Annotated in this window: 16 protein-coding genes and 1 pseudogene; 10 read left to right on the plus strand and 7 right to left on the minus strand. The window is 66.4% G+C overall.

Going from position 1 to position 16,111, the window contains the following annotated elements:
- Window positions 1–15: 15 nt before the first annotated feature.
- A complete protein-coding gene (locus NBG84_RS08675) occupies window positions 16–615 on the plus strand; it encodes a methylated-DNA--[protein]-cysteine S-methyltransferase (protein WP_250918708.1) in 600 nt (199 codons plus the stop codon).
- Here the strand turns inward: NBG84_RS08675 and NBG84_RS08680 are convergent.
- The 6 genes from NBG84_RS08680 to NBG84_RS08705 form a co-directional block, all read right to left on the minus strand.
- Entirely contained in the window at window positions 578–1,237 is a 660-nt protein-coding gene (locus NBG84_RS08680) for a LysE family translocator (protein WP_250918709.1), read from the minus strand. The two genes, NBG84_RS08675 and NBG84_RS08680, sit on opposite strands and share 38 nt — an antisense overlap.
- A 109-nt stretch (window positions 1,238–1,346) precedes the next feature.
- Window positions 1,347–1,724 carry a Rieske (2Fe-2S) protein gene (locus tag NBG84_RS08685; RefSeq protein WP_308312033.1) on the minus strand — a complete coding sequence of 126 codons (378 nt, stop codon included), beginning with the start codon at window positions 1,722–1,724 and terminating at the stop codon, window positions 1,347–1,349.
- On the minus strand, window positions 1,676–3,094 hold the full coding sequence (locus tag NBG84_RS08690) for an iron-containing redox enzyme family protein (RefSeq protein WP_250918711.1): 1,419 nt from the start codon (window positions 3,092–3,094) through the stop codon (window positions 1,676–1,678). The genes NBG84_RS08685 and NBG84_RS08690 overlap by 49 nt, the downstream gene beginning before the upstream one ends.
- Window positions 3,095–3,144: 50 nt before the next feature.
- Window positions 3,145–4,146 carry a class I SAM-dependent methyltransferase gene (locus NBG84_RS08695; RefSeq protein WP_250918712.1) on the minus strand — a complete coding sequence of 334 codons (1,002 nt, stop codon included), beginning with the start codon at window positions 4,144–4,146 and terminating at the stop codon, window positions 3,145–3,147.
- Window positions 4,147–4,554: 408 nt separating this feature from the next.
- Window positions 4,555–5,085, minus strand: a complete 531-nt coding sequence (locus NBG84_RS08700) for a flavin reductase family protein (protein ID WP_250918713.1) — start codon at window positions 5,083–5,085, stop codon at window positions 4,555–4,557.
- The gene (locus NBG84_RS08705; protein WP_250918714.1) at window positions 4,980–5,390 is read right to left on the minus strand and encodes a hypothetical protein; all 411 of its coding nucleotides are present in this window, start codon (window positions 5,388–5,390) and stop codon (window positions 4,980–4,982) included. Before NBG84_RS08705 ends, NBG84_RS08700 begins: the two co-directional genes overlap by 106 nt.
- Before the next feature lie 447 nt (window positions 5,391–5,837).
- Here NBG84_RS08705 and NBG84_RS08710 point away from each other — a divergent pair.
- The 9 genes and pseudogenes from NBG84_RS08710 to NBG84_RS08750 all read left to right on the plus strand — a co-directional run bounded on the left by NBG84_RS08710 (window position 5,838) and on the right by NBG84_RS08750 (window position 14,585).
- A pseudogene (locus tag NBG84_RS08710) lies at window positions 5,838–6,617 on the plus strand (DJ-1/PfpI family protein).
- Window positions 6,618–6,898: 281 nt separating this feature from the next.
- On the plus strand, window positions 6,899–7,957 hold the full coding sequence (locus NBG84_RS41050) for a zinc-dependent alcohol dehydrogenase (protein ID WP_250918715.1): 1,059 nt from the start codon (window positions 6,899–6,901) through the stop codon (window positions 7,955–7,957).
- Window positions 7,954–8,997, plus strand: coding sequence for a DegT/DnrJ/EryC1/StrS family aminotransferase (locus tag NBG84_RS08720; protein ID WP_250918716.1), 1,044 nt, complete (start codon window positions 7,954–7,956; stop codon window positions 8,995–8,997). Before NBG84_RS41050 ends, NBG84_RS08720 begins: the two co-directional genes overlap by 4 nt.
- Window positions 8,988–10,169, plus strand: coding sequence for a hypothetical protein (locus tag NBG84_RS08725; RefSeq protein ID WP_250918717.1), 1,182 nt, complete (start codon window positions 8,988–8,990; stop codon window positions 10,167–10,169). Before NBG84_RS08720 ends, NBG84_RS08725 begins: the two co-directional genes overlap by 10 nt.
- Window positions 10,166–11,299, plus strand: coding sequence for an LLM class flavin-dependent oxidoreductase (locus NBG84_RS08730; protein ID WP_250918718.1), 1,134 nt, complete (start codon window positions 10,166–10,168; stop codon window positions 11,297–11,299). Before NBG84_RS08725 ends, NBG84_RS08730 begins: the two co-directional genes overlap by 4 nt.
- On the plus strand, window positions 11,292–11,942 hold the full coding sequence (locus NBG84_RS08735) for a deaminase (protein ID WP_250918719.1): 651 nt from the start codon (window positions 11,292–11,294) through the stop codon (window positions 11,940–11,942). Before NBG84_RS08730 ends, NBG84_RS08735 begins: the two co-directional genes overlap by 8 nt.
- Window positions 11,943–12,385: 443 nt before the next feature.
- Window positions 12,386–13,018 (plus strand): RNA polymerase sigma factor, encoded by a 633-nt coding sequence (locus tag NBG84_RS08740; protein ID WP_250918720.1) that lies wholly within the window; start codon window positions 12,386–12,388, stop codon window positions 13,016–13,018.
- Window positions 13,011–13,988, plus strand: coding sequence for a hypothetical protein (locus NBG84_RS08745; protein ID WP_250918721.1), 978 nt, complete (start codon window positions 13,011–13,013; stop codon window positions 13,986–13,988). The genes NBG84_RS08740 and NBG84_RS08745 overlap by 8 nt, the downstream gene beginning before the upstream one ends.
- 120 nt (window positions 13,989–14,108) lie before the next feature.
- A complete protein-coding gene (locus tag NBG84_RS08750; protein WP_250918722.1) occupies window positions 14,109–14,585 on the plus strand; it encodes a DUF5680 domain-containing protein in 477 nt (158 codons plus the stop codon).
- A gap of 143 nt (window positions 14,586–14,728) precedes the next feature.
- On the opposite strand, the gene NBG84_RS08755 is transcribed toward NBG84_RS08750, so the two are convergent.
- A partial coding sequence (locus NBG84_RS08755; RefSeq protein WP_250918723.1) for a toprim domain-containing protein occupies window positions 14,729–16,111 on the minus strand: 1,383 nt, incomplete at its 5' end.

Raw genomic sequence — 16,111 nt, forward strand, 5'->3', positions numbered from 1 at the left:
TCGAAGGAGAGTCCGTTGAACTCCAGAAGCCTGCCAGCCGGCACCGTGGCCCTCACCGTCCACCGCACTCCACTGGGGCCCGTGGCCTTGGGCGCTTCTGACGAGGCGATCCTGTACTGCGTGCCCGCGCCGCTGGAGCAGGCTCGTAGGCGACTGGGACCCCTGGCACGGGAGTTGATCGAGAATGCCGGCGGTTTCACGCCTTCCCAGGCCCGCCTGCTGTCGCAGGCCCGTAGCGAGATCGACAGCTACCTCCGGCGGGAGCGGTCGTCCTTCACGGTTCCGGTCGACCTGCGCGCGGCGACTCCTTTCAGCCAAGAGGTGATGTTGTCGTTGCAGGCGTTCGTGTCCTACGGGCACACCGCGACATACACGGAAATCGCGACGAAGCTGTTGCGGCCGAAGGCCGCGCGTGCGGTGGGCGGGGCACTCGCAGCCAATCCGGTCTGTGTGATCCTGCCCTGCCACCGGGTTGTTGGTTCCCGGGGGTTGACCGGGTACGCGGGCGGGTTGCCCGCGAAACGCTTCCTGCTGGCACTGGAAAGCGCCGCGCCTGTCACGCCAGAGAATCTACTGGTTACCCCTGCCACAGCAGCCGAACGGCCAGCGCGATGAACACCATGCCCCCAACCGCGTTCGCCACGCGCGGGACCATCGCGTTCGCGGCGCCTCCCGGGCCCCTCCTGCGCACCCGGCGGGCGAAGAGGTGAACCGCTGTGATGAGGAACGCCAGCCACAGTGTGCCCAGCACGAGGTAGACCGCGGCCAGCATGGCGAGGCTGCGGCCGTAAGCAGCTCCGGCAGGGACGAACTGGGGGAGGTAGGCGAGGAAGAACAGTCCGACTTTGGGGTTGCCACCGGTGGACAACAGCCCCAGTGCGACACATCGCCAGACAGTGCGCGGCGGCTCGGTCGGAGTTGGCTCGGGTGCGTTGGGGACCGTGGCGCGCGGCGGCCGGACGGCACCTTGCAGGGCCTTCACACCGAGGACGAACAGCAAGGCCGCCCCCGCCCACACCAAGGCGGTGAACAGCACGGGGACCTGGGTCACCAGCATGGACGCACCGCTGAGCGCGGCCACGGCGTGTCCGGCACCGGCGCCTATCATGCCGACCGCGGCAGCCGTGGCCTGCTGCCACGCGCCCGTACGCAACACCAGATGGGTGACGAGGGCCGCGTCCGGGCCCGGTGTGACGATCACGGCGAGCGAGGTCGTCAGGAACAGCCCAGTGATCATCCGTATGTCTCTCGGTGTCGGTGGTCTGCTGAACGGACATCCAGGGGGGAGCCGATGCGGTGGGCGACAGCGCGGTGTCCGGGTTGTTCCGGCCCGGACACCGCGTGCGTCAGCAGATGGACAGATCAGGGGACAGCGGCCGGTACTCGACCTGGGGTTCGGCACCCGTGTCGAATGCGCCAGCGAAGACCGCGGTGACCAGATCTCCGCGTCGAACCGCTGGTACCTCCTGGCGTAGTCGGCTGAGTGACACTCCACGCTCATGCCATGGGCACACCAACTGCCGACCGTTGGGACCGATGCGGGCCAGATGGAGAGGGCCGCCGCGATGCGGGCAGCGGGCCGGCATGACGAATGCCCCTTGGGCGGTGCGGGCATACACGTACGGCATGCCTGCCACGGTCACGCAGTTACCTCGGCCCGCTGTCGAGAACGTCACTACAGGCACTGGGTGTAGTCCCCCACCGAATGAATCTGATATACGCACTCATCGGATTCGATGATCGCCCCGTGCAGGCGGTTCCTTTCGATGACGGTACCCTCGCCAGCGTGCAGGATCTGATGCGAGTCGAATCCGCTGACGAATTTCATCGTGCCGGAAACTATGTGGCACAGCTCATCGCCCTCGTGGCTATGCGTGTTGGAAAGCTCGCCGTACGGTTCGACGATGTCGGCGAGCGGTGCGGTGACACGGCCACTGGAGATTGCTTCCCAAACGGGGGTGTGGAGCTTCTTGTACTCTGGCCCCTTGTCCATCCAGCGAATCTGGGCTGCGAAATCCTTATCCGTGATGTCCTGGATCACGCGGTACTCTTCGATGCCGCGGACTATCTCCGGGATGATGGCTTCGCCATGGGCTTCGATGAGCGGCAGGATCAGCTTGTCGAGTGCCATCCGACCGTGATGCTGATCGATGTGAACGTGTTCCGTGAAGTACCGCACGTCCGCTCGACCGTCAAAGACCTCGGTGAGCAGGTCAGCCGCCCGTCGGCAGAAGTCCACCAGTGTGGCTTCGGTGTAGTAGAGCGCACCCACATAGCGAAAGAACAGCTCATGGTTCTTCCCCAGGTAGTGGAAGTAGTTGTTCATCATGAGACTGCTTCCGAGATAGTACTGCCAGTACCGGTGGACATCCGACTGGAGATCGACCGATTCCATTGTTCTCTCGAATAACTGACTGTGCTTCGTGTCGTGTACACCGTACCCGTACTCATCAATTATGATCTTGAACCATTCAGACTGTGGAGCACCGTAGTGGCCAAGGACATTGCGCAGCATCGGAGATGCCTCGGACAGAAAATCAGGCGCAAACTGGATCAGCCACATGCGTGCTGCGCGCTCGCGGTCCGAGGAGGAGGAAATAGCCTCCTCAGAGAGCGATGCAGGTGCCGATGCGTCGGCATTCAACGACTCGATGTACTCATTGAAACTCTCCAATGACCACTTTCCGGAAACCTCGACCTCCTGGTCGAGAAACCCGAAAGCGAACCGTTCAAGCGCGGGCCGTATCGTTTCTCCAAGGACACGGTTGGTGGAACTGTAGAACTGCTGGAAGTCCTCCCATTTGTCTTTCAACCCGTTCTTCGGCAGAAACATCAGATCGGCTTCGTACACACTGGTGAGTACCCGCTGCGCGGCCAGACTGCTGTATTCCAGAATCCGGTCCCGCCCCGGCAGACGATCGAAATCGAGGTAGCGCAGCACCTGTGGACGCAGCTGGCGCCGGTAGGGATTGTCTCCGTTCTCCCACTCCTCGTTGTCGAGATAGATCGGGTTACTCGCATACCGCACAACCGCATCACGCAGTGCGTCACCGCGCAGCTCGAACGGCGCATAGGGGAAGGAAGCGTGACTCATGTGTCTGAGTGCCTTTCGTGGGGAGAGATGTGACCGTCCGTCCGGGAATTTCAGGACGCGGTGAGGCTGTAGTCACTCCAGCGCAGCTCGACGCTGCAGGTGCCGCCAGCAACCACCGGTGCCGGCTTCTCCAAGGGGATCAGCGCCTGCATCCAGTGAGACGAGGTATTTTCGGGGGAATTGCTCAGCGTTATGTCCCCGCCGAGATCGAGTTCGAACCAGGTGGCAAGGGCCTGTGCCTCGCCATCCGCGGTCGCCAGGATCGCCAAGGTGCGCCCACCCGGCTCCAGCGGCCCCGATCGCAGATCGAAGGCCGCGAGCTCGACGGCTTCGGACAGCATGAGATGGGGCCAGGTCTGAAGACGCAGCGGGAAGTGCCCTTGCGTGGCCGCGGAATTGATCAGGGAGACGTCGAAACCGTTGGCTTGGCCCGCCCGGTTCAGATTCATCAACGCCGCGCCATTCACCAATCGTCCATACAGGCGGGCCGCGACCGGCATCATGACTCCATCCGAAGCCAGCAAATGCTCGCGAGCGTGCCTCACCGAGGGCAGCAGTCCTTCGCCGATCAGACCGCAGTCGACGATCTCGGAAACCAAGACATCGACCTTGCGGGTGAGATCGCGTCCGACCACCAGTTGTGTCGACCGCTTGTTCAGAACCGTGATGGAATCCGACATGCCGTGTTCCGCGACGATCTGGCGAGCGATTTCCGCCAGCAACGGGTTCTCTTCGCATGTGTAGACATGCGAAGCACCGGCCTTCACAGCGCCCATGGCCAACAGACCGGTTCCGGTGCCTATGTCAAGGACCACCGATCCGGCCGGGATCTGCGCGTGCAGCGCCGCGTTCAGCGCGCTGTTCCGCTCCACATCATTGAGCATGGCGAAATGCCAGCGCGGTACCGTGTTCCTGGCCATTTTCGCAAGAACCGCAGACTGAACCTTCGGATCGAAAATCCCCTGCGGATGGGATAGTATCTCGTATGTCTCACCCAGTAGTTGATTAGCCTCCCGGACCTGTGCCTGCAGCGCGGAGACCACAAGACGCACAGCTGGGCTTACCGTGGAGCCAACCGGATCATTCGCAAGTTCAGCGTTCTTCAGACCTTGAGTGGGAGTGTATCCAGTACCCACAGATTTCCACACGTCCCTTCAGTCATTCGCCATGGACTCATGGTTCGCCTTGCGTTGTCGGACGCGAGAAGGCAACGCAATGGCGCTCAGAAGGGAGTTGGAAAAACCTCGGACTCCCAGCCTCCACCCGTTGATGCTGCATCGCCCCACCGCGACTCGACCTCATGAAGCATGCGATTGAACCAGCAGCAGGGCAAGACTGCCTTTCCTGACTACGCCACCTCCAGTGAGAAAATTCGGACAGGAGGCGTTCGTGGATCGTCGGAGCTGCAACTCTTCCCACCGAAGCGGTGTTCGTGCTCGTTCTGGGAAAATTTGGACTTTTTAGCCGACGTCGGTGCCCGGTGCCACGCTGTTTCGGCCAAGCCGAAATGCCGCCCAAAAATGCAGCCCGACTCGTGCCGACGTCGATGCCCTGGTCGTTTCGCCTGACGAGGGTGCGAAACGAGCTCTGGAAGTTGGGAGCGGAAGGGTGTCATTGGACTGTGCCCATGAGCTGACCCGTCCGACGACGATGAAGTGATCCCCGACGATGCGGCGGTGGAAGGCGCAATCGATGTGCGCGAGCGCGCTGTCGAGCAGTGGAGGCGCCGTTGTGTCCTCTGCTCCATCGAACGCCGTCGAACCTGTCCGCGCCCCTTCGAGCGAACACCCGGACAGCGCTTCTTGATCTGCGGTCAGGACGTTGATCGCAGAGTGTCGGGCCGCCCGGATGAAGGGGGGACTCGGGGAGGCGCAGGGCGGCTCTCCTACCTCATCGCGCTGTCCCCTTCCCCGTCGCGGACCGCCTTGAGCTCCGCGATCAGGGCCGCGTCGCGCATCCCGGGCAGGGTGTACCCCTCGGTTTCGTCCCATGGGACGTCGAGGTCGTCCAGGTGTACGCGCCACTCCGCGTCCGGTATGGCCCGGCGCAGTTCCGCAACGGAATCCAACACATGGGCGATCACCGGCATCAGACGAGCGGGATCGAACGGCATCTTGGTGGACCCGTCCACGATCTCCTGCGGTGCGTCCGCATCCCGGTCGTACAGGTACAGGCTTTCCTCGTCGTCGTACGGGAACGACGCCGTGCGCGCGGCGACGATGCGCGCGACGGAGGCCGACTCGGCATCGGTCAGGGGTGTCGCGCGCTGCGCGCTGTAGTAAAGGGAGACACTCATGGAAGAAGCGTATGACCCAGGTATGACAACGCGGGGCGTGGCGCCGGGACGCTTCCCCGTCAGGATCGAGACCGGCGGAGCCGAACAGCGCTCCCGCCACTGGGGCAGCGGCGTCGGCCGGGCGCGCCCAGGAGGGACCGGGAGTCCGCCCGAGGCGGCGGCGAACACAGCGGGCAGCCCGTGCCGGAGGGCAGGAGGGGCAGTGAGTTCCGCCGACGACCGGCTCCCGCATCCCACCCGCCCGCGCTAGCCCGCAGAGGAGCGACCAGCAACGGTAGGCCCCGCGCTTGCAGGGACCACGCGGCTGAAACACCGGGTCCGGCAGACGGCCCAGATGCGGGCGCCGGCAGGCGGCGTGGATCGGGAGGCGGATTCGCCCGGGAACCCGGCCGGGGTCCGCGCCGACTCCTGAAGCACCAGGCAAAAGGCGAGCGAGAGGGCAGAGGGATGAGTGACAGGCAGGAACACAGCCGCCGCGGGGTGCTGCGGACAGCCGCGGGGGTGACAGTGGGCGCGGGGATCGCCACCAGCGTGTCAGCGGCGCCGGCGGCGGCGAGGGCCGACGGGAGCCGCAAGCCCGGGCAGGTGGAGGTGGCGGTGCTGCTGTACGACGGGTTCACCGCGCTGGACGCGGTGGGGCCGTACGAAGCGCTCTGCCGGGTACCCGGCGTACGGGTGACCACGGTGGCCGTCGAGGCCGGGCTGGTCCGGACGGACACCGGCGAACTGGGGATCGCCGCGGCGAAGTCCCTGCGCCAGGTCCACCGCCCCGATGTCCTGGTGGTACCGGGCGGCGGCCAGCGTGGGACGACGGCCAGTATGGCGGACGCCCGCATCCTCGACTGGATCCGCCGAGTGCACCGGTACAGCACCTGGACCACCTCGATCTGCACCGGTTCGCTGATCCTCGGTGCCGCCGGACTGCTGCGCGGGCGGCCCGCCACCACGTACTGGGCTTCCCGGCCCTATCTGAAGGAGGTCGGGGCGATCTACACACCGGGGCGTTTCGTCGAGTCCTGAAAGATCATCACGGCGGCCGGCGTCTCGGCCGGAATCGATATGGGTCTGCATCTCGCCGCACGGCTCTCGGACGAACGGGTCGGCCGGGCGATGGAGTTGGCGCTGGAGTACGACCCCGAACCGCCGTTCGGCACCGGCAGCCCGGAGAAGGCGGACGCGCAGACGCAGGCACTGGCAATGACGCTCCTCGCCGACTCGGCGACCTGACCGACCCGGTCCGGGCCGCGATGGCAACCGGGCACCTCGCTCCCGGCAGGCTTCAACCGGTGGTTGCGTAAAGGTGGCTGGCTGCCGTCGGCCCGGTCCGCCAGGTGGGATCGGCCAACGGCGGGGGAAGGGGAACGGGCGCGGCCCGATACCCCTCCCCCAGAGGCCGCTCGGCACCGGGTTGCACACGGGTGAAAGCCAGGGGCGGGTGCCCCGCGACTGCGCGCCTCCTCCGCTGGGTAGTGCCATGGACGACCAGCATGCCTAGCAGGAGGTAATCTGTGCCGTTACGTGTGATGTTGACGGCTGCCGAAACGATCCGTTTACAACCGTATAGCGCCGGCGAAATCGACACTTACGGTGTTCGGCTGGAATCGCTGTACTCGGCCATCAGCCATGGCACAGAGCTGATGGCGTACAGCGGGCAGGCGCCCAAATTCTTCTACACCTGGGATGCGGACCTCAGACTGCTCGCTCCGCGCTCGCCGGCGAAAAGCCCCTACCCGATGGCCCTTGGTTACGAAAATGTGGCGAGAGTCGTCCAGGTGGGACCAGAGGCCAGTGGTTTCCCCCTTGGCGCGAGGTACTGGCTGGATGCGCCCCACCAAACCACTCATCTGTTGGACAGCCGGACGATGCCGCCGCACTTCCGCATACCTGATGCGGTCAGTCCTCAGGTCTTCAGCGTTTTCGCCCTGACCAGGGTGGCGCTCGGGGCAGTGCATGACGCCACCCCCCTGATCGGCGACGTCGCACTCGTCACCGGGATGGGCGTGGTCGGGCTGCTCACCGTGCAACTGCTGAGGCTGGCGGGAGTACGCCGGGTGATCGCGGTCGACCCGGACCTCCGCCGGATGGAACTCGCCGTCCGCTTCGGCGCCGAACCAGTCCACGGATCCCAGGAAGAAGTGGCCCACTCCGTGAAACTCCTGGCCGCGGACATTGACTTCGCGGTCGAGGCGTCCGGCCGCTACGAGGCACTCGATGTGGCAGTCCGCTCCGTCCGACCCGGTGGGCGGGTAGTCATCGTGTCGTCCTACGGCAACCAGGACGCTGGCTTGTTCCTCGGCCACGAGTTCCATCGAAACCGCGTCACACTGCTCTCATCCATGACGGTGAACGGCTGCGCCCACCGAGCGGCGCCGCTCTGGGACCTCGACCGGCTGAACGCCGAATCCGCGCACTTGCTGTCCACGGGAGCACTGGATGTCGAGAGCCTCATCTCGGATGTCATGCCGTTCGCCTCGGCCCAGGCGGCGTACCGCCGCCTCACCGGTGACAGACCCCCGCTGAAGATCCTGCTGAACTACGCGAACGCCGACGGCGGGCGCGCGCTGTGAACGAGCGGGAAGCCCTGGAGTTGGCGCTGAGCAGTCTCAACCAGTCGGGCAAGTCGGACCTCGTCGCCCGGTACGAGTCAGAACTCGCGGCGTACTTCGGCACCGCTCACGCGGTGGCGGTGAGCTCGGGCAGCGCGGCGATCGAGGCGACCCTGGTCGCCCTCGGCGCCCGGCCGGGCAAGCGCGTGCTCGTGTCGGCGGCAGCGCCCCTGCCCACGCTGATGCCCATCCTGGCCACCGGCGCGGCGCCGAAGTTCGTCGACTGTCTGCCGCGCAGCCCGGCGATGGACCCCGATCAGGTCGTACCCGCAGTGGACGACAGCGTGGTCGCGGCCGTGGAGGTGCCGCTGTGGGGCTACCCCCTCCAACAGGCCCGGATGCACCGCGCCTTGGCGCAAGCGAAGATCCCCCTGGTCGAGGACGCGTCCCACGCCCATGGGGCACTGACGACCGATGGGCACCATGTCGGCACCCACGGGAGCGCCGGATGCTTCTCCACCCACCACATGAAGATGCTGAGTACCGGCGAGGGCGGATTCATCCTCACGGACTCACCGACGCTGGCCCGTTCCATCCGTAGCTACTGCCGGCTCGCCGACCTGGACGGCGTCCATGACGGCCGCAACTACAAGCCATCGGCGTTCACCGCGGCCATTGGACTGGCCCGGCTCGGCCAACTCGATCACAAGGTCGCGGCGCGCCGGCAGGCCGCGGGCGACACCATGGCTCTACTGGAGCGACTGCCCGTGCAAGAACTCGACACGCACGGCACACCGAACGGCTACAACCTCGTCATCTCACTGCCGGATGCGACCGAGTGGCGTTCCTTCCACCTGGCGTTGGCGGCCGAGGGGATCAGTACCGATCCCGTCACCTATCGCTACTCCGTCGGCTATGCGAAACCGCGCACAGCGCGATGGGCGGTGGGCTGTCCGAACGCGGAGAGCCTGGTCTGGCAACTCGTTCAGCTACCCACGGCGAACGTCACGCCGGAGGCTACGGCAGACGCCGTACTGCGAGCATGGGAGCGATGGGCTTGAAGGTATCCCTGGACTTCGACGGCGTCCTCACCAACCACGGCGAGCTGGACCTACGAGGTATCAACCCGCACGTCTTCTTCAGGTCGCCGAGATCTGTGGCCGCCGCCGGACCGCGACCGGGAGTACGGCAACTGGCGGCACTACTCGACTGTTTCGCTGATGTGGTGATTCTTACCGCGCGACCTCCCGGCCACCGTCCCGCGATCAGGCAGTGGCTGGCCCAGCACATACCGGAGTTGGGGGAATGCACCATCTTCAGCTCCGGCGACCGGCCCAAAGCCGCTGTCGCCGAGGAACTGGCGATCGCACTGCACGTGGACGACGACCCCATGGCCGTCGCTGACGACGCCCGGATCCTGCTGTGGCGTCGAGAGGACCCCGCCCGCATCATGACCGCGGCCGTGGACCGTCTCAACCGGCTGATCGAGACCGGTACGGCGACGAGGGTCGAGGACGCGGCCCGGATCCTCCCGGTAGGGGTGTCGAGTGCGACGCCCGTATTCCGGGTGCTGCTCCGATCTCGGCGAAGCCTCAAGATCCGCGTGTTCGACAGCACCGAGCGGGCCGCTCTGGTCGAGCGGTTCCACCGCGAAGCACCCAGTGAGGATGACGGCGTGCGCGTACCGGGGGTCGTGTCCAGCGCGTCGTTGACGATGACGACGCCGTGGATCGACGGGGACATGGTGCGGGACATCGGGGAGTCGGAGAGGGAGTCGCTGATCCCGCGAGCAGCCAGGTTTCTCGCGGCGCTGCACGCGCGGGGCCCACAGGACTCCGAATCAGCGCGCCTGATCAGTTGTGCGATGGACGTCTTCAACCTGTGCCGGACGCCTGACGGGATCCTCCACCTGATCGATGCCGGGGACTGCACGACCGGTTCACGGTGGCTGGACGTCATGTGGGCCGAGCAACTGCTCTGTGCCTCAGAGGGCGAGAGGGAGAAGCTGGTGACCTGCTACATCAAAGAAGCGGGCCACTGTCCCACGGCCTCAGAGGCGCGGGAAGCCGCCGCCGAGTACTACGGATACCTGCACAGCATCCTGATCAACTCAAAGCGGCTGCACAACGGTTCCGCGAGCGCGTGGCGACGGTGCGACGAGATCGCCCGACTCAGACGCAGACCGGTGACAGCCAGTGCCCTGATCACCCGGGCCCAGGGGCTGCTTCCGTGAAATTCCTCCACTACACCTCCGCGCCATGGCCCGATCTGACCGAGCCGTTGGGCACCTTCCCCCATCCCAACCAGGCCTGCGACCCCGACCGCGCCGGCGAGGTCCTGCGGGACACCCTGGCGCACATGGTCGCCGCGGAGAACGCGGGCTTCGACTGGCTGGGCATGGGCGAGGAACATATGAACGCCTACGGCATGGTGCCGAATCCCACCCAACTCCTCGCCGTCGTCGCGGCCCAGACACGTCGGGCGGGCATCGCGGTGCTTGGAAACCCGCTGCCGCTGCTGAACCCGGTCAGGGTGGCGGAGGAGTACGCGATGATCGATGTGCTCTCCGGTGGGCGGCTGGTCGCAGGCTTCCCCAGAGGAGTGCCGCAGAACTACGCCGCCTACGGAGTGGACATCGCCAACTCCCGCGAAGTCCTCTACGAGGCGATCGACCTGGTGATCGCCGCATGGGAGCGCCCTGAGCCCTTCGCCTGGCAGGGCGAGCACTTCTCCTTCCCGTCGGTGTCCATCTGGCCACGTCCCGTGCAACGACGACCGGAGATCGTGTTGTCCTCCAAGTCGGCGGAGGGCGTACGGATGGCGGCGAGACGCCGCGCGATCATGGCGGAGATCTTCGTACGTGACGCAGCGGTGCTGGACCACTTCGAGACCAGCCGCACGATCTACCTGAGACAGGCAGCAGCGGACGGGTGGTCACCGGGACGCGACCGTTTCGCCCTCAACGTTCCCTGTGTGATAGCGGGCTCGGACACAGCGGCCCAGAAACTGGCCACCGAGGCATTGCGTTACCAGCACACCTGCCTGACCGGATCGTTCGAGGCCCAGAAACAAGCACTCGCGGGCCAGTACTACAAGGAGTCCGCACACCTTCTGGGCCGTCGCTTCGACTCGGTGGAGGATCGCATCGCCTACGGCGGCCTGATCTGCGGGTCGCCAGGGACGGCGGTGGAGCAGATACGCACTCTTCTGCGCCGCCATCCGGTCGGCACACTCGGCCTGCAGACGCAGTTCGGCAACCTCTCCCCGGAACACGTCCATGACAGCATTGTCCTGTTCGGCGCCCGGGTGCGTGACGACATCCTCACCTGGGACGCGGAAAGGACACGGCAAGCGGATGAATGACTTCCCGTCGGACGAGACACTTCGCCAGGTGCTGCGAAGAGCCTGGACGTCCTTCGCCGCCGGCAACCACGGGATCGGCGCGGTCGTGGTGGATTCGGACATGACCGTCGTCGGTTCCGGTCGCAACCAGATCTTCGACACCAGGGGTGGCAGCCTGACACTCAGCGGGTCACCGCTCGCCCACGCTGAGATCAACGCCCTCTACAGCCTGGGAGGGGTCCGCGCGCCTGGGTGCACGCTCGTCACCTCGCTGGCACCGTGCCCCCTGTGTGTGGGTGCGGCGGCGGTCTTCCGGATCTCCGACATTCGCTACCTCGGCCACGATCCGTCCTGCGACGGCGCTGCCGCGGGCACCGCCAGCGGGTCCTGGCGCCTGCCACGCATCACCCACGAGGCCGACTCCAGTTGGTCATTGTGGTGCGAGGTCCTGCCCATGGTGAGTTCGGTTCAGCGCCATGGACGCGACAGCATTCTGCTGCGGTCATACGAGCTCTCGCGCCCAGACCTTCTGGAAGCCGTCCACCGGTTCGCCGACATGTGCCCCCTGGATTCGAAGGGTGTTCGTGGCATTTCCTTCGAGGAAGCGCGTGCTGCTTTTTGGAGTACGTTCTCGGACACTCCGGCCACCCTCCCGCGCGTCTGAGGTGTGTTGGACGACCCCGAAGCACTTCACTCACGCCGTGGCCCCGACTCGGTCCGGTCACGCACCCGGCGATGTGATCCCTGATGAGGTGGCAGGGCCGGTTCGGGCAGCCGGGTCCGCCCAGCTCGGCGGACTCGGTGTGCTCGGTGTGCTCGGTGGGAAGTGGTCTGTGCGCGCGTGGGAGACCACGAAGGACCGCGTGTTCTGGCGACCGGGCCCCATGGTGGCCGCCGATGGGCCAGTCCCGGACAGGCCATTTCCGTACGCCCGTACTACGCGTAGGCCGCGAGCGCGGACCTCTGCCGGACGGGCCAGTCGGTCGTGGCTCATGAGTGGCCCGCGCCGGACCGGTGGGGCTCCGGCGCGGGCCGCCGTGAACCCGGGGCGGGGGTTCGGGCAAGAGGGGGTGTACCCACTCCCACGACGGCAGATGCGGAGACCTTGTGAACGGCCCACCGGGACCGTCCGATCCCCTCGGCCCACCAGAGCCGCCGGATGACGTCTTACTCATCGCGGAGTCCTTGGAACGGCCGGAAGCCTTTGGTCAACTCTTCCCCCGCCACGCGCCCGAGATCCACCGCTATGCGACCCGGCGGCTCGGGGAGGCGGCAGCCGACGACATCACCGCGGACACCTTCCTGACCGCGTTCCGCAGCCGTCGGCACTACGACCTCAGTCGCCCGAGCGCCCGTCCCTGGCTGTACGGCATAGCAGCCAACCTGATCGGCAGGCACCGGCGCACGGAACTGCGGGGTCTGCGCGCGCTGGCCCGCACAGGCTGCGATCCGATCTCGGAGTCCTGGACCGAACGCAGCGACAGCCGGGTCGCGGCCCAGGCCGCGCAGGGTCCGCTGGCAGGGGCCCTGGCCGGGCTGTCGGCGGGTGACCGGCATGTGCTGCTGCTGATCGCCTGGGCGGACCTCACCTATCAGGAGGTCGCCGAGGCGCTCTCCATCCCGGTGGGGACGGTCCGCTCCCGGCTCAACCGGGCTCGCAGAAAGGTGAGGGCGGCTCTCGGCGAGGACCCGACGCGGGCGTACGACTACGAACTCCAGGAGGCAGCCGACTGTGGATGACGACATGACAGCGGTCCGGCGGCTGCGCTCCGACGCACCGACCCCCGATCGGGCCAGGCTCGCCCCGTCCCACCAGCGGGTGCTGGACGGGATCTCCGCGCCCCGGCCGCAGTGGTGGCGGGGCCGGGCGGCCGCCGCACTGGGCGCGGCGGCGGTGACGGTGGCCGCCGTGCTGACGGCACAGCTTCTGTCGCCCGGGGGCGGGTCGACGGCGGGGAGCGCGGACCGGGTGGTGAGCGAGCCGAGGGATGACCAGTGGATCTACCGGAGAACGGTCATCGCCCAGACGAACCTCACCTTCGCCGAGGGCCGCGACCCCACGACGGAGAAGGGGAACGGCCAGGTGCGCACGGTGTCCCCCTTGATCGTCTACGAGGAGTGGACGAACTACAGCAGCGGGCGGCAATACCACAAGGAGCCCGGCGACAAGATCAGACTCAGCAGCGATCCGGCGATGTTCGGATCGCCGAAGAGTCTGCGCAGCAAGGTCGCAGGACTCCCCGATGACCCGGTGAGGCTCCTCAAAGCCCTGAGAGAGCGCATTCCGAGCGATGAGACACCGTCGAGCGGGAAACAAGCGGATTTCGACTATGCCGGAGTCCTCCGGGCCCTCAGGGAGGTCGATCACATCCCCCTGAAGGCGCACGCCTCGATTTTCCGCGCACTCCAGGAGATCCCCGGTGTCGCCATCTCACGGGTACCCGTCAAGGACCTGATGGGGCGACCAGCCCTGGTCGTGTACGGACCTGCCATGAGTGAACAGACCTCCCAGCGGGAGGGGGTGCTGCTCGATCCGACGACGTTCGAGTTCCGCGGAGTGCGCACCGTCCTCCCCGCGGGGGGAAGCATCGACGGCAGGGTCACCAGCGAGGACACGGTGACGAGGTCCCTTGCCGTCGTGACCGCCGTTGTCGACCGCCACGGGCAGGTCCCGGGTGGCACAGCCGACGGGAAGGAAGGCTCCGGGTGACAGCACGGCCGCACCCGGCTCCACGCACAGGTCGACCGGTGCGGCACCGCACCCGCGGTCAGACCCTCGGTGATGCCGCGTGCTCCATCACTGTCAGACCCGGCTGCTAGAAATCCAGGCATGGAAACGCTGACACTCACCTCGGTCGCCCTGGAGTCGTTCATCGTCCGGGCCAAGTCCGCCACCTACGTGGGGGGCGCGGGCAAGGTCGCTCCCATCCGCACCGCGTCGCACGACCTGGAGTACCGGGAGGGCGACCTGGTCTACCGGGACAGCTACTTCGGCGGTACGGACTTCCTCGGCCAGGAGACCGTGCACGGGGCAGACCGCCCGATCTGGGGCATGAACTACTACGGTTACCTACTCACCGACGGCATAGACGCCTTCACCGCGGGCGAGACCATCAAAGCGGCACTGACCGCGCTGTACGCAGAGGGCCGGTTCCTCGGTGGATTCCGCCACACGGCCGGTGGACTGACCTATGTCGACGAGACCGTGGGCGAGGTGAACCGCTTCCGGGGTATCGAACACATCGCCACCGCCGACGGCACCCTGGTGTACGAACTGCGCTACCACGGCGGCCGGATCCTCGACTGATCTTGGCGCGACGGCCGGGGCCGAGCGAAAAGCCGAGCTGTGTCGCGCCAGGGGATCCGAGGTGAATCGACGCAGCTCGGGAGCGATGTCGGGGTATCTGTTGGGTGGCGACGGTGTGGCGCTGCCCGTCGCCGGGTGATGGCTCAGGTGTCGATCCGTGAGCGGTCGAGGGTGGCGGCGGAGCTGGTGATGAACTCCTTGCGGGGCGCGACTTCGTTGCCCATGAGGAGGTCGAAGACCGATTCGGCCGAGTCCAGGTCGCCGATGTTGATCCGGCGCAGGGTGCGGTGTCGGGGGTCCATGGTGGTCTCGGCGAGTTGGTCGGCGTCCATCTCGCCGAGTCCCTTGTAGCGCTGGATCGAGTCCTTGTAGCGGATGTTCTTGCGCTGGTACTCCAGCAGGGTCTGGCGTAGTTCGTTGTCCGAGTAGGTGTAGACGTACTTGTCCTGGCCCTTCTTGGGCTGGACGAGTTCGATGCGGTGCAGGGGGGGCACGGCGGCGAAGACCCGGCCCGCCTCGACCATCGGGCGCATGTAGCGCTGGAAGAGGGTGAGGAGCAGGCAGCGGATGTGGGCGCCGTCCACATCGGCGTCGACGAGGAGGACGATCTTGCCGTAGCGGGCGGCGTCGATGTCGAAGGTGCGCCCGGAGCCGGCTCCTATGACCTGGATGATCGCGCCGCACTCGTTGTTCTTGAGCATGTCGGAGACGGAGGACTTCTGGACGTTGAGGATCTTGCCGCGGATGGGGAGTAGCGCTTGGAACTCGCTGTTGCGGGCGAGCTTGGCGGTGCCGAGGGCGGAGTCGCCTTCGACGATGAAGAGTTCGCTGCGCTCGACGTCGTCGCTGCGGCAGTCGGCGAGTTTCGCGGGGAGCGAGGAGGTCTCCAGTGCGGTCTTGCGGCGCTGGGCTTCCTTGTGTTGGCGTGCGGCGATTCGGGTGCGTGCGGCGGCGACGGCCTTTTCCAGTACCGCGCGGGCCTGTGCCTTGGCGTCGCGTTTGGTGGAGGTGAGGAAGGTTTTCAGTTCCCTGGCCACGACGTGGGCGACGATTCTGTTGGCCGCTGATGTGCCGAGGATCTCCTTGGTCTGGCCTTCGAACTGGGGTTCGGCGAGGCGGACGGTGACGACCGCGGTCAGGCCTTCCAGGGCGTCGTCCTTGACGATGTCGTCCTCGGCGACGCGCAGCATCTTGGCCGAGCGCAGTACCTCGTTCATCGTCTTGGTGACCGAGCGCTCGAAGCCGGAGATGTGGGTGCCGCCCTTGGGGGTGGCGATGATGTTGACGAAGGATCTGACGTTGCTGTCGTAGCCGGTGCCCCAGCGTAGGGCGATGTCCACGCCGAGCTCCCGGGTGACCTCCGTGGGGGTCATATGCCCGCGGTCGTCGAGGACCGGGACGGTCTCCTTGAAGATGCCCGTCCCCGTCAGCCGCAGCACATCACACACCGCCTTGTCCTGCGCCAGGTACTCGCAGAACTCGCTGATACCCCCGTCGAAGCGGAAGATCTCCTGGCTCTTGCCCTC

The organism is Streptomyces albipurpureus (assembly GCF_023701525.1).
Lineage (GTDB): Bacteria > Actinomycetota > Actinomycetes > Streptomycetales > Streptomycetaceae > Streptomyces > Streptomyces albipurpureus.